The sequence below is a fragment of the Spirosoma aerolatum genome, from assembly GCF_002056795.1.
Classification (GTDB): domain Bacteria; phylum Bacteroidota; class Bacteroidia; order Cytophagales; family Spirosomataceae; genus Spirosoma; species Spirosoma aerolatum.
The window spans coordinates 5,546,452-5,560,451 of sequence record NZ_CP020104.1 but is presented as its reverse complement, the minus strand read 5'-3'; the positions used below and the strand labels follow the sequence as shown (position 1 = coordinate 5,560,451).

The window sequence follows — 14,000 nt, the reverse complement described above, 5'->3', positions numbered from 1 at the left end:
ATAACTCCGGTTACTCGTAGCGAATCAACGCCTTTGTTTTCACCCGCCAGACACCATTTTCGAGGGTCGCTTCCCCATCCCGGCGCATGGTGATTCGGGTATGGCTGGCACTGTAGCTATTCTCACTGTCGCAGGCGGGTTCGATCATGTAATTCCGGTAAGTCATGAACCTTGCAACCCGGCCCGGATCGGCTTCAAATCGGAATGTGGCCATGGTCGGATTATCGGCGTTCACGCTGAAGCGATAGGCTGATTCGGGCGAGAGTACGGATGATTTCTGGCTCAGATCGAATTGACCCGATGGATCGGGTGGGGGGAAATAAAAAACTTCTGAGCGGTTCAGTGAGGGTAGCGGGTCGAGCGGGGGCAGTGGCGGCAGGGACGTCTGTACCTGCATGGGCTCCGGCTCGACGGGTACACTGACAGTGGGTTCAACCAGCGGCTCGCCAGTACGCATTATGGGCCGATTTTCGGCTTTTCGTACGGTCTGTTGCTTCAGTTGTCGAATGGCCGTTAATGGGTTTTCGCCACCCAGTTCAGCGACGATAGCATCGTATTGGGCTATTTTCTGACGATCAGCCGACCGGACCGTATTAACGTCATTGCCTGGCCTGGCCCGTTGAGCGTTTTCGAGAGCATTGCGTAGGCGGTTGTTTTCATCCTGCAATGCGTTGATTTCGGCCTGGGCCGACCGATAAAGTAAGAGATATACCGCTCCACCGCCGAGTAATAAACCTCCTAATGCAGTTACTATCATCATCCAAAGGTTACTTTCTTCTTTCTCTTTCAGTTGCCGCTCTAACTGGCTCATGCGGTAAAGCGTCGGGTCAACATTGACGCTGTCACCTTCAGCAACCTGATCGGCCGGCTCATTAGCCGGGGCCGGATTGGCTGTAGGCGTTGGTTCGGCCGATTCGTCAGAGGGCGGTAGCAACGCATCGATCTTCTGAATAATGCCTAGCTGAACGGCGGGGCTTAAGGGCTTGCCGTAGTTGTTATCACTTTTGTAACGGCTATAAAACTGAATCAATTGCTTCCGAATTGCGTCATTAGCCTCGGCTGGCGACATGGCGTTGAATTTGGCCGTGTTTTTCAATTCACTCAGTTCCTGCATTTTTACGCCCACGGCATCCCATCCGCCTACAGACCGGATAACCGTCTGCGGGTCGCAGCCATCGCCACAGTCGATAAGCTGGTCGTAAATTTCCTGCGCTTTGGTCTGCCCTGGATCCTGGCTTATTTTTCCAAATACCGCTTTGGCTACTTCCTTCGTCAGGGTATCAACAGCCGCCTGATTGGCCGTCTGGGCAAAGGTTGAAGTGGTGACTAGGCCCAGTATGAAAAAAAATAGTTTTCGCATAAACGATTGTGACTTGTCGATTTGGCATTACACAGCGTTCTACGGAGAGAAAATAGATTCTCTGTGAATCTATTTTCTCTCCGTAGAACGCTGTGTAACAACTTTCAAACATTACGCGAGTGCATTTGCCAGTTTATTGATTGCTCCGATCAGTGGGTAGAAAAACAGCGTTTCTTCGATAGGCGCGCCCAGTGCGTCGGTCATGCCGCTGTATTCGGCCATCAGGTCGCCCTCTTTCCGCTGAATACCATCCATGAGCGAGGTGTCCAGATGCGTCCGCAATTCCTGCTGAGCAACGACCAGCGAACGGGCCGAAACGTTGAGGTTCCGAACGAAGCTAAACTGCTGATTGATCGCGAAAAAGAAATCAATGAACTCGTTGGTTTCTTTCAAAAGTGAGTCGATCACTTCGGGTTTGCGCAGATCGGCGTAGGTCAGCTCTGGGTACTGGTCGTTGAACGTAGCCGGATACACATAACTAATCGCTTCTGTATCGACCGGACGGTTGTTGGCGGGTTGCATCAGAGCCCCTTTGCAGGTTACCTCTTTCGGGCCTTTCCGTTCGTAGAAGAGCGTCAGGCCACTGGTATCATACGGCTGACCGTATACCTTCTCGAAAATAACCCGCGCCAGTTTACCCAGCATTTGATCGTCGGAACTGATGATGGTCAGCAGTTTGGAGCCCGTTCCGCTGAAGGTGATCGCCCCCGGCAGGTTAATGCCCTTGTGTTTCATCAACCGGGCAATGTGGTAAAGCAATGCCGTATAGAACAGCACGAATACCACTTTCAGGTCTTCATCCTTCGCCAGCATCCCATTGAACGACAGCATACTTTTGGCTTTTACGTCGTTGCTCTTCTCGATTGAGAACCAGAACGCCATAATGTCTTCTGACCGATTCGTATCCAGAATCCGACGGTTATTGTCGCTGAGGTTGCCCAGGCTTTGGCTATCCAGCAATGTCTGAATCCGGTCAGCGTATTTGCGGATGAATCCGTTATGACTGGCGGCTCCGTACTCGCTGAACGCATCGCCGTAGATGGCATTTCCGGCAAACCGGAACGAGGTCAGCAGCTTGGGTTCATTGCGTTCGTACACCACCACATCCGACGTGCCACCGCCAATGTCGACGTTGATCACGGGCCGGGCTGATGCACTGAGGGTTGGGTTTTGCTTGTAGTAGTAGAACGGTGCTACGGATTCCGATACTTCACGCAGTCGGCCAGGGGCACCGCCGATGTAACGGTCGTACAGAGTCTGCCAGTCGGCCCGAAGTTGACTCACCCGACCCGGTGTCATACTGGCCGGGAAGAACCAATACACCGTCGTTTGGGCCAGATTCCCGCCCTCGGTCAATACCTTGTTTTTGATGAGCATCAGCAACTCTTCCAGAAACGCTTCCACGCGTCGTTCGGTCTGATCGCTGTTTTTCGCCCATTTCAGATTGGTCGTAATGCGGTTGGAACCCGCCGGTTGACGCTCCACATAGAACGGGATATTGAAGTCGGCCAGTGCCTGCGTTTGCTGATTGTAGCTCAGGTTCATCGGTTCGGCAATAGCCGTTCGGGTCGGGAAATTATCTGGTTTGCCGGGGCCAATGGTTGGCGGTACAAATTCCAGATCGTAGAGCAGGAACAATTCAAACAGGGCCGGATTGTATTGCGCCGGATTGACTAGCGTAGCGACCTGTGGCGTCAGTTCGGCCACGTCGAACGGGCGAGGGGAGCCACCATCCACTTTATACTCGACGTGCGTGTTCGTCGTTCCGAAATCGACCGAAAATTCGAATTGCTTGCTGCCACCGCTATATTGCTGCCAGCGCGGAATTAGAATCCCCTTCATTTCCCGCCCATCGCCCCGAATGTGCGCTTGTAGGTAGTCGAATTCTTCGCGAAGCACATAATACACACTCGATCCGTCAGTATTTTGCTGACGAACCGTGCGCTGGTGTTTTGACTCAACCGTCACTTCAGAATTAGCCCGTTCGCTGAAGTAGGTAAGTTCATACTGATTCTGGCTGTCGAAGCCCGATTCGATCAACTGAACCCGGTAATCGGCAGGTACAGTGACTGCACCCGAACGGACAAACGGATAGATGTTGACCGTGAATGAGTTTTCGACGATAATGCCTTCGTTTGTGGGTTCGTTGGGAGCGCTGGCTCCTCCAACTGTCGAATTGTATAGCCGCTCGAACGTGATAAACTGATTGCCGGGTTGACTAGGGGCTGTAACGGGAATATCGAGCGTTACGTTGATGCCGCCACCCTGCGGGGTCATTTTGAGTCGAACGCGGCCCGTCAGCAAATCTTCGACATTGAAGAAATCGAAGAAGTCCTTCTTTAGAGGCAGCAAAAAGCCCTTGTCGGTAGCCGGTGTTTGCAGATTGCCGTCGAAAAAACGGCCCCGGTCGGTGGGGAAGGGCAGACGAATCAGATAGGGTTCCAGCAGATCGCTGACCGTGAGCCAGGGGTAGTTTCCCGGCTGCCCTGGTAAGGGCCGCTGGTTCTCGCGCCAGGATTCTCGCGTATAGTAAGGTACTACCGTATTAGAGTTCCAGAGTGTTTGCGGCACATAGGTAAACTGCCGGAAAAAGCGGTTTTGCAGGGCCATCGGGCGGGGCAGGTTCGGATTCAGTCGGGCGTATTTATCCGAACGGATGATGAAATCACTGACCTGGCTAATGGCTCGTGAATCCGACTTTTTCTTGCGGAGCGGGAAACCCAATACTTCAACAATATCGCCCGGCCCGGTGGTCAGTTCGTCGAAATCCTGCTCGAACTTCTCCCGTGTCAGCAACGGCTGCCCATTGTGCGACTCAATGTGTTCGTAGAATAAGGCCGGATTGTGTTGCTGCAACAGCGCTCGACTCCGGTTGAGGTAATCATCCACTTCGCGGAAACGGTCGCGAAAGTTGGGCATGAACTGCTTGATGGCGTACCAGAACTTCTGATATTCAATGTCACGCTGATACAACGGGCAAACCGACGCATCGAACAGCCGATCATTACCCATCGATACATCCACCCAACTCAAATCGTTTCCCGAGCTGAAAAAGAGGGTTTTTGGGGAAGTGCCGCCAACAACCCGCCCTCGATAATTGAGAACAAACAGACGGTGAATGTCGCCAAAATTGTATTCGGCAGCATCCTGATCCAGAAACAGTTTCAGCGCATCGCCCAGCCGCTTATGTCCCTGATTGACGGATTGTCGCAGCCGTTCCAGATCGGTACGGATGTCGAAGGGGGTAATGGTGATATAGGTTTTGAGTTTGTCGTAGTTGAAGAACAACTCGCCCACGTCGAGGGCATCCGATACAATACGTTGATCGTTCACCGTGCCCATAAGGTCGGGATGAAGGGCCAGGTTCAGGAAAGCCGACCGCACCAGGTCCATTCGGGCAAACGGACTCGGAATTGAAGTCGGTTGTTTTATGGTCTGTCCGCCCTGGGGATCACGAATGGCCGCAATCTGGTCGGTGCCAAAGGGCTTGCTCACGTACCAATGTAGGCCCGGAACGGGGTTATGTAAGCTGAATGTGGTTGGCATAATTTTTACTGTTTTTCCGTTTACTGTCTTCTGTTCACAGTTGGCTAACGCACGAAATTATTGACGCGTCAGCCAACTGTGAACAGAAGACAGTAAACGGAAAACTATTAATAGTCCATTACTTTCGGGAGTTTTTCGCGGACGAACTGGTCGGTTGCTTCCGAAAATAGTTGTATAAATTTATCGGCTTCGCTGCCGTAAGCTTTCCCTTCGGCGGTTTTGTTAAGCGTCTGGTCGAAGTCGTCGACAATGTCCAGTTTTACATCAGACTCCCCGCCAAAAATGCCTCGTTTTTTCGGTTCAAAGCCGCGTACCGTATGGCCGAGGTTGGCCGCATCGAGCAAAAACGGCTCAAACGACCGCTTGTTCTCGCGCATTTCGGACAACCATTGCCGGAAAGCTGCGTCGAAATTTTTGACGCTATTGAAAAACGATGAGTTCAGGAAGGACGACGAAATGGTTGGATTCGCTTTCGACCATTGTACCGTACCGGCCGCTTGCCGAAGCCGCTGGCTTAGGTACGTGCTGAACAGAGCCATTTTCGACAGCGGTAAGTTGATCTGCTGTTTGGTCGGCGCTGCGAGGTGCCCCAACTGGATACTAATGCCATCCTGCTCGATACCGAACTCCTTAAATACCGGATTCACGGGGCGACCGTTGCTGACAGCCAGGCTGCTATCGTCGGTGTTCATGAAATCGACAATGGCCAGCGCCGACGCCATTTCAACAAAATGGGCTTCGTTTTTCTGCCCACCCGCACCCGGATCATAGGTATAGGCTTTCGTCTGATCGTCGCCAATGTAGTAGAGCGTATTGACTGAGGGGTTCACGCCCTTCTGGTAGTAGTTCAGAGCCGCTTTGGTTTTGGCAATGAACGAAGCCGGGTCGATCAGCTTGTTTTCGTTGGTAGTCAGGCTGAAATACGGCATCACCGTAACGGCTCCGATTTTGGCATCACGCAGGAAAGCCGGATTCGGAATTTGCCCGATGGCCTGAGCCCCCCGGATGTTTTTCAGTAGAATTGGAAACCCAGCGGCCCCCGTTCCACCAAAAATAGAACTAACGATAAAAATGCGGTCGTTGGCCCCAAAGTTTTCGGCAAATGCCTGAAACACATCCGAGTACCGAAACTGATTCAGTACTGTACTGCCGATGTTCGGGTTACCCACGAAACCTATGTCCATTTTAGTTTCCAGATTTTCTTCTGAAAATAACAGACTGGCAAAGGCTTTGGCCGGAGCATCGAGTCCTTCGTAATTGATATAGTCCCGGAATTTCTCCTGCTGAACGCCCTGAAGTTCAAAAACGTAGGTGTCGGCAATGGTCGCGTTGCCGCCAATCGAGCGGTTCAGCGTTTTGATTTCGGTACTAAAAAAGCCCGATGTCGGTTTGGTTTGCAGATTTGCCCGGATATTGCCGTATTCACGCAGCAGATCTTTGGTGCGAAGCAGGTCGTCGTTGGTCGCATGGGGGTCCAGCACAATCGGGATCACCTCGTCCGTATTGTTCAGCTTCACGCCAGAGGCCAGCAAAAACGTGAGGGCCTTGAGCACCCGCGAACCCGTTCCGCCAATCGCAAAGACAAATAGTTTAGCCATATTTTTATTTTTTTTTCGTAGATACGCCACACCTGGCGTATCATAACCGGATGGTTTTATCCGACGTAACAAATTGCTGACGCACAGGAGACGCCAGGTATGGCGTATCTACATGTGGGTTATTTAGAAGGCCACAACATGGGCCGGTGTTTGGCATTTTTACTGAAATTTTTCATCACCATCGAAATGATGAAGAAAATAACGGCCGTCAGCAAGGCCATCTCGAAGGCGTAACTCAGGAAAACACTGATTCCCTGATCGAAGAGGTTACCCTGGTTGGGGTCGGCTTCGTCGCGGGGAATTTCCTGGCCTTCTTTCTGATAGCAGGTGACCAGCGAAATAATAAACAGGAGCAACGAACTAACGCCCATCATCATCAGCCAGTTGCCCATGCCGCTGAAACTCACTTTGTTGAACGGCCAGATGTAGAAAGCAACCGCTACGACAAAGGCAATGCCGATAGCCGTCAGGGTGAGGGGGGATAACAGTTCTTCCTGGTACAGATCTTCCAGCAGGGCACTGTTCACAAACAGATTGTAAAAGTTATAGAGGGATTCTTCCATAAGTAAAGAGTGAAAGAGTGAAAGAGCGAAAGAGCGAAAAAAGGCTTATGTTGGCGTTTTGTCGGATTGATAATCCGCTCTTTCGCTCATTCACTCTTTCGCTCTTTAAAGTTCTTTCGCTCACTCAAGATTAATTGTTAACGTAAAATAGTCGGTTTGGTTATTGGGGTTGTAGGCTCGCTCGACGCCCTGTAAAAGGTTTTGGATGCCAAAAGTAGAGCTGGCGTCGGGTGAGGCATCGTTGGTGGTATTGGTATTTTCGATCCAGCGGGGAGGGAATTCCCGGCGTAGGCGAATGGTAACGGTTCGTTTGCCACGGGCTGGTTTATCAGTCGTTAGGAGTAGTTTGTGGGTGGTGCCGTTAGCTCCGGCGTAGGGTTGTACCGATGTGACCCGGAAATTGTCTTTACCCGATACATCGTACTGACTGGCATTGGTTAGCAATGAAGCGGGTACGCGCAGGGCCGACAAATCGACGGCTACCGGGATCGTTAAACTTTTATCGGCTACGTCGGGCTGAACATCGGTGAGGGCATGAACCGCTTTATCATGATTGCGTACCTCTTCGTCTGACCGCTTGAAACGACCTTTTCGGGCAGGATCGTTGACCAGAACGCTGTAGAAAGGCGTAACGGTCTTTGTATCGCGACCAAAGAACCACGAGTCCTGATAACCGGGTAATTCGTTGAACTGGCGGATGGTCTGGTAGGTTTGATCCTGGTATAGCCGCTGCATGGCCTCGTTCCGGCCGATTAGGCAGAGGTAATAGGGTCGTTCGCCCGTATATTTTTTCTTGGCGTTGTTCCAACTGTAATAGGTACCATCGAAGTCGGCTTTCAGTTTGATGACCAGCATCGAATGAGTGCTGGCATAGGGATTGAATACCGTAGTGAGCAACGAACTGGCCGCGTCGAGGGTTTTCTGGGCGCTCATACCCGTCAGGCTGGGGTCGGAGTAGATCAGGTCCGAAACCAGGATGCTCAGGTCGTCGCCAGAGGTATTCTGGAGAATATCGCTGAAAATTTTCTCGAAGTCGGTACTGGTGGTTTTGCCCTTCGTTTTGGCAACCGTAAAAATGTCTTTCTCCTTAAAAAACTGCGAGAGCGACAAGCCCAGATCGTTAACCTCGGTATTGACCACAAATAGTTTTCCCTGGTTGGGATTAACAGCATCGAACTCCGTAAGCACATCATTGAGCGTCCGTTTGAACAGCCCGTTGCCGCCCGGTGCATCGTAGGGGAACATACTGCCACTAGCCTCCAGATAAAGCTTCAGCCGCAACGGCTTTCCAGCTACCGCATCACCTGATAGGTTCAGGGTAGGGGTTTTACCATCTTTTACCAGTTTACGATAGGTACGATTTCGTTTAATGTAAGCCACCAGTGCCGACTCATTCAACTTTCCATCGGGTGTGATCAGAATACTGGTTTTTTTATCTTTCCCTAATACCTTACTCTCCTGACCGATAAAGACCCGCAGGGCATCAGCCTCTTCAACATCGAGGGTATTATCTTCCAGCGCATCGCTGATCTGGCTATCGAGCTGGTCGGTCGAGCTGGAACAGCCTGCCAATCCACCAAGCAAAGCAACAGCAAATAGCCATGCGCAAAAACGGGTGCAAATCATGAACAGTTGTTTAATAGTTAGCAACGAATAGGGGAGCCGCTATACGCCCAAATTTCACCCACATTCTCGTTCACGGAGCGCGCTACCTTTAAATTTTCTTAAAATTCTATACATCCTAACGAACAGACCATCCATTTTATGTCAATCGGTACGGTTAAACGATGAACGGACGTTTACCTTTGTAGGATAAAATAAAGAGTGAACGAGTGAAAGAGCGAAAGAGCGATTGTCGATTTTCATCCCTTGTGTTGAATCAGGTACTTGTGACCGATTTATACGATAGAATATTTCATTTCCTTGTTTTTACCCTTTTACTGGCTCTTCCATTTTTTCTGCAAAACTGCGCACAGGTGGCCCAACCGCCTGGTGGTAAGAAAGATACATTGGCGCCTAAGCTGGTCAGTAGTATCCCGTCAGCCCGTCAATTGAACTACGATGGTAAGTTTGTGGAACTGGAATTTGATGAGTATGTCAACAGCGAAAATCTGCAACAGAAAATTACGATCACTCCGCAGGATAGCAATACCTACGTGGTAAAATCGCTGCCCAAAGGTATTCGATTAAATTTTAACAAGCCTTTTCTGAAAAATACGACCTATACCATCGACTTTGCCGACGGGATAAAAGATGTTACTGAACGGAACATTGCCAAAAATACGAAAGTGGTATTCAGCACCGGGTCTATGATCGATTCGCTCTACCTGACGGGCAATGTGGTCGATGACGAAAGCCGACTGCCCCTGTTAAGCTTTGTCGTCGGACTGTTTGCGCCTACCGATACGCTACCGATCAATCGGAAACGGCCTCAGTATTTTGCCCGGACCGATAGTAATGGCAACTACCGCATCGAAAACGTGAAGGCAGGGCAGTATAAAGTGTATGGGTTCGACGATAAGGATTTGAACCTGGTCAACAACACACCGGGCGAACGGGTTGCTTTCCGCGATAGCGTGCTAAACCTGAACCGTAACTATACGGATGTGAACCTGGTCGCTTTTCGTGGGTACGGAAAGCCGCGTATCAGCCGACGTGAGCGCACTGATGAAACGCTGGGCCTGGAACTCAGCAGCGGTATTGCCAGCTATAAACTGCGCTATGGTCGCCCCACCTCCACGTCGGCCATAGCAACAACCGCACTATCCACAACGGCGGCTCCCGCGTCCGCTACATCGACAACGGCTACTTCTACTACAGCGTCCGGTTCTTCATCGGGCGATTCGTTGGTGTCGTTTCTGGAAAATCCGAAAATGATTCGGTTGTTTCGACCGGCCAACCGCGCTGCCGACGATACTATTCACGTAACGATTATGGCTGAAGACTCGGTCGGGAATGTAACGGAGTTACGAGAGCGGATTTACTTTTCTCCACTGAAAACCAGAGCTAAAAACCGGACTGGGCTAACTGTGCAGGTGTCTCCGCCGTCTGGCGAGCCAATCGACAATAATCTGGAGTTTACGCTGACCTTTAATAAGCCGATTCTCCGGTACAATACAAACCAGATTATTATTGGTCCCGATAGTACCAAACCGTTTCAACTGACTCCGGCTGATCTGGTGTGGAGTAATAATTTCTCCCGGCTGGTCATTGCCCGAAAAACCAACCTGCGCGACAGTGTGCTGTTTAGGTTGCAGAAGGGGGCGTTTATCAGTGTGCAGGGCGATACATTAGCCCGATACTCAGCCAAATACACCATTGCCGAAGAGGATAGCTACGGGTTGATTGCGGGTCGCGTGAGCCCCGCAACAGTAGGGTCGGCTGGTAATAACTTCATTATCGAGTTGCTCGACGACAAGTACAAGGTTGTCCGATCGGTGTACGGAACGCCTTCCTATAGTTTTGGGCGGCTCAAACCGGGTATGTACCGCGTTCGGCTGATTATCGATTCCAACGGAAACCGTAAGCGCGATATCGGTAATGTGCAGAAAGGCATCCAGCCCGAACGAATTGTGTATGCGCCCGGTACTGAAGAGAATGGCACCATCCGTGTCAAACAGAATTTTGAACTGACTGATATTGACTTTTAAGTGCATTAGTGTTTTAAAGCGTCTTTATCATTTGAGCAATATATCCGGGGCTTTTATCAGAATTGACGACTGTGTCCAGCCGCTTATTGTCGGATGCAACCTTCTTTTGTGTATCTGCATCTTTGGAGAAATAACATCATAACGACGACATGAAAATCCTGATTACATCCCTCCTGCTTGCCCTCGTTGCCTTGTCGCCTGCGCTGGCGCAGACAACCGTTGATGCGAAAGACATTATGGCAAAAATCAATCGGAAAGAAGCGATTTCCTACCAGAATGCCACCATCACTGGCGATCTGGATCTGACCAGTTTAGCCAATCGAAAAGAAGTTCGGGATGGCAACTGGGGAGATTCCCAGCATTACCTGAGCACGGTTGATGTCCCGATGACGTTCAAAAATTGTACGTTCAAAGGTAAATTTCTTGGTTACCGCACCGAAGATCAGGATGGCAAAATTTTCCGAACCAGTAACACTGTTTACAATACCGATTTCCCGGAAGCTGTCACGATTGAAGGCTGCACATTTGAAGACGATGCTACCTTCAAATATTCGACGTTCAGCCAGCGGGCTATTTTCAGTAATAACAAATTTGAGAAGGTCGCTCTATTCAAATACACCAAATTTCGGAATGATGCCGATTTCAGTAGCGCTACCTTCCAGGGCTATGCTGATTTCAAATACACCAAATTCGATGAGGCATCCACGTTCCAGAAAGCCCGTTTCGAGCGGAGTGCCGACTTTAAATACACCAAATTTGACGAAGGTACGAACTTCAGCCAGGCTCGTTTTACGGGCAATGCCGATTTTAAATACACGCGTTTGCCAAGTGGCAGCAACTTCGATGAAACCCGTTTCGATGGGTCAACAGATTTTAAATATACGACTTTGGGTGGCCGGCGTTTCCTGCCTTACGGACGTTAATTGATAAACTGGCAGATTGAACGTAAACGTGGTGGAGCCGGTGTTGTTATGGCCGTTAATCGTCATAACGACATCGGCTCCACCACGTTCACTTTCTGCACCAATTTCCAAACCTGCGCTTTACTTTTTTGTTTATCAAAACGTTACACCAATCACGCAACGTTTTGAAACGCACGACTAAAATCCTCATCGCGCTCGCAGTCCTCCTGATCATTGCCCGATTGCTGTTACCGTACTTTGTACTGCGGTATGTGAATAAAACCCTCGCCGACATGGGCGGCTACACGGGCCATGTCGAGGATATTGATATTCAGCTAATTCGAGGGGCTTATCAGATAGACGATCTTCGCATTCGGAAGATTAACGGGTCGATTAAAGAACCATTCCTTTTTATTCCCAAAACCGACCTGTCTGTCGAATGGAAAGCCTTATTTAAAGGACGGCTGGTAAGCGAGGTAGAATGCTATAAACCCGAAATTAACTTCGCGTTCAGTAAAGACGAGGCCAGTAACCAGACTGGGGCCGAAGTGGATTGGACTGCCTTCCTGAAAAAACTACTTCCGATCAAGATAAACCGATTTGCCGTGATCGACGGAGAGGTTAACCTGACCAGTTTAATTACTCAGCCCCGCGCTGACCTGTCGATCAAACGCTTTCAGGGCGAGGTTCGCAATATTCGGAATGTCGATGACCGGAACAAAAAACTCCCTTCGCCGGTGGTCGCATCGGGCGATGTGCCGGGCTATGGTGGTACGATGAAATTTTCGGCCAATATGAATCTGCTAAAGGTGGTTCCTGATTTCGATTATAACCTGATGTTCGATAATCTTCAACTGGTTAAGCTCAATGAACTCGCCCGTGCCTATGGTAATGTTGACTTTGAACGAGGAACTGTCAGTATTTACAGTGAGATGGCCATGCTCGATAAAAAACTGAATGGCTACATCAAACCCCTGACGAAGGGGATGGAAATTTTCAAGCTTAATGAGCATGAGCATCGGTCAGTAGGTCGCTTTTTTACTGAACTGCTGGCCCAGGTCGGTACGGATGTGCTAAAAAACCAGAAGCACGATCAGGTGGCTACCCGGATTCCACTCAATGGGACGTATGACGACATTAAGACGGCGGTATGGCCTACTCTTTTCGGATTATTACGCAACGCGTACGTGGAAGCTTTCCGGCATGAGTTTGATAACAATATTACGCTTAAAGACGCACTCAAGAGCGTTAAAGAAGATTATAAAGCCAAGCGCGAAGAACGAAAAACCGAACGTAAAGAAGCCAAAGCCGAACGGAAAGCCCAACGGCAGGAAAAGCGCAGGGAGCGAAAGGCCGAGCGTGAGCGCAAAAAGAAAGAGCGTAAACCTGTGGCCTAACCACTATCGATCAGCGCCGGACGGTATCGATTCGGGTAGCTCCTCCACGGCGTAACGAATCGGGCCGAAGCCGGGGTTGTCGTCGGTTACCGGGTCTGGTTGAATCAGGCAATGGTTTTGTTGTATCACGTCGTTTAGGTTGAACAGCCGGGCGATTGGGTATTGGCTGCTGCCTGGCTTTCGAGGCCAAGCGAAGTTCCAACGATATTAGGTTTGTTGAATTTGTAAGGCTTAGCGTACTGAGCAGACAGCCTAAAAAAAGTATTCGTTTCATAGGGATAAAGCGTTTGTGTTCATACTGTAACCATCCTGAACAGCGTTCGGTTATGGAATTCCAGCTACTTGTGCATCTTTAGTCATAAGTAGCCCTACACCTATGTTTCTGAAACTGTTTCGTAAGCCTAAACCTACATCTGAGCGTTCCCGTAGCGATTCGGCTGCTCTTCTTGCGGCTTATCGGGCCACAGGCGATCTGGCTATTCTGGGTGAGCTCTATGAACAGCATATGGAGTTGATCTACGCGGTTTGCTTCAATTACCTGCGCGACGAAGAGGAGGCCAAGGATGCAGTAATGAACCTGTTCGAGCAACTCATAACTGATTTGCGTCGGCATGATGTTCAGCAGTTTGGCCCCTGGCTGCATAGCGTGGCTCGCAACTATTGCCTGATGCAATTGCGAAAAAGTCAGGCCCATCCAACCGTTGCGCTGGTCAATCAGGCCGAATCGGATGCTAATGGTGAATCGACGGATGAGTTTACCAGCGATGATACCGACTTGCCCGAACTGGAAGAAGATCTGACCCGGATGGAAGCCTGTTTGCTGATGCTGCCTTCTGAACAGCAAGTATGCCTGACATTATTTTACCTGGAACGAAAGACGTATACAGAAGTAGCCGAACAGACGGGGTATGATTTGAAACAGGTAAAAAGTTATTTGCAAAATGGCCGACGAAATTTGAAAATTTGTATGAGTCGCCATTAAGT

10 protein-coding genes are annotated in these 14,000 nt (G+C 50.0%); 4 read left to right on the top strand and 6 right to left on the bottom strand.

Annotated features, from left to right (window positions below; genetic code table 11):
* Window positions 1–10 precede the first annotated feature (10 nt).
* From B5M13_RS23025 to B5M13_RS23005, 5 genes are all read right to left on the bottom strand, one after another.
* Window positions 11–1,360 carry a hypothetical protein gene (locus tag B5M13_RS23025; protein ID WP_080057904.1) on the bottom strand — a complete coding sequence of 450 codons (1,350 nt, stop codon included), beginning with the start codon at window positions 1,358–1,360 and terminating at the stop codon, window positions 11–13.
* 111 nt (window positions 1,361–1,471) lie between these two features.
* A complete protein-coding gene (locus tag B5M13_RS23020) occupies window positions 1,472–4,906 on the bottom strand; it encodes an acetate and sugar kinases/Hsc70/actin family protein (RefSeq protein ID WP_080057903.1) in 3,435 nt (1,144 codons plus the stop codon).
* Window positions 4,907–5,013: 107 nt separating this feature from the next.
* Window positions 5,014–6,504 (bottom strand): hypothetical protein, encoded by a 1,491-nt coding sequence (locus tag B5M13_RS23015; RefSeq protein WP_020599537.1) that lies wholly within the window; start codon window positions 6,502–6,504, stop codon window positions 5,014–5,016.
* Between the two features lie 119 nt (window positions 6,505–6,623).
* On the bottom strand, window positions 6,624–7,067 hold the full coding sequence (locus B5M13_RS23010; protein ID WP_080057902.1) for a hypothetical protein: 444 nt from the start codon (window positions 7,065–7,067) through the stop codon (window positions 6,624–6,626).
* A gap of 120 nt (window positions 7,068–7,187) precedes the next feature.
* A complete protein-coding gene (locus tag B5M13_RS23005) occupies window positions 7,188–8,693 on the bottom strand; it encodes a hypothetical protein (RefSeq protein ID WP_080057901.1) in 1,506 nt (501 codons plus the stop codon).
* Window positions 8,694–9,043: 350 nt separating this feature from the next.
* On the opposite strand from B5M13_RS23005, the gene B5M13_RS23000 reads away from it, so the two are divergent.
* The 3 genes from B5M13_RS23000 (at window position 9,044) to B5M13_RS22990 (ending at window position 13,016) form a co-directional block, all read left to right on the top strand.
* Entirely contained in the window at window positions 9,044–10,717 is a 1,674-nt protein-coding gene (locus B5M13_RS23000) for an Ig-like domain-containing domain (protein WP_394334301.1), read from the top strand.
* Between the two features lie 149 nt (window positions 10,718–10,866).
* Window positions 10,867–11,640 carry a pentapeptide repeat-containing protein gene (locus B5M13_RS22995; RefSeq protein ID WP_080057900.1) on the top strand — a complete coding sequence of 258 codons (774 nt, stop codon included), beginning with the start codon at window positions 10,867–10,869 and terminating at the stop codon, window positions 11,638–11,640.
* A gap of 164 nt (window positions 11,641–11,804) precedes the next feature.
* Window positions 11,805–13,016: a DUF748 domain-containing protein gene (locus B5M13_RS22990; RefSeq protein ID WP_080057899.1), complete on the top strand. Its 1,212-nt coding sequence runs from the start codon at window positions 11,805–11,807 to the stop codon at window positions 13,014–13,016.
* A 10-nt stretch (window positions 13,017–13,026) separates the two neighbouring features.
* Here the strand turns inward: B5M13_RS22990 and B5M13_RS22985 are convergent, their stop codons facing one another.
* A complete protein-coding gene (locus B5M13_RS22985; protein WP_080057898.1) occupies window positions 13,027–13,290 on the bottom strand; it encodes a hypothetical protein in 264 nt (87 codons plus the stop codon).
* A gap of 102 nt (window positions 13,291–13,392) precedes the next feature.
* Between B5M13_RS22985 and B5M13_RS22980 the strand changes: the two genes are divergently transcribed.
* A complete protein-coding gene (locus B5M13_RS22980) occupies window positions 13,393–13,998 on the top strand; it encodes an RNA polymerase sigma factor (protein WP_080057897.1) in 606 nt (201 codons plus the stop codon).
* The last annotated feature ends 2 nt before the right edge of the window (window positions 13,999–14,000 follow it).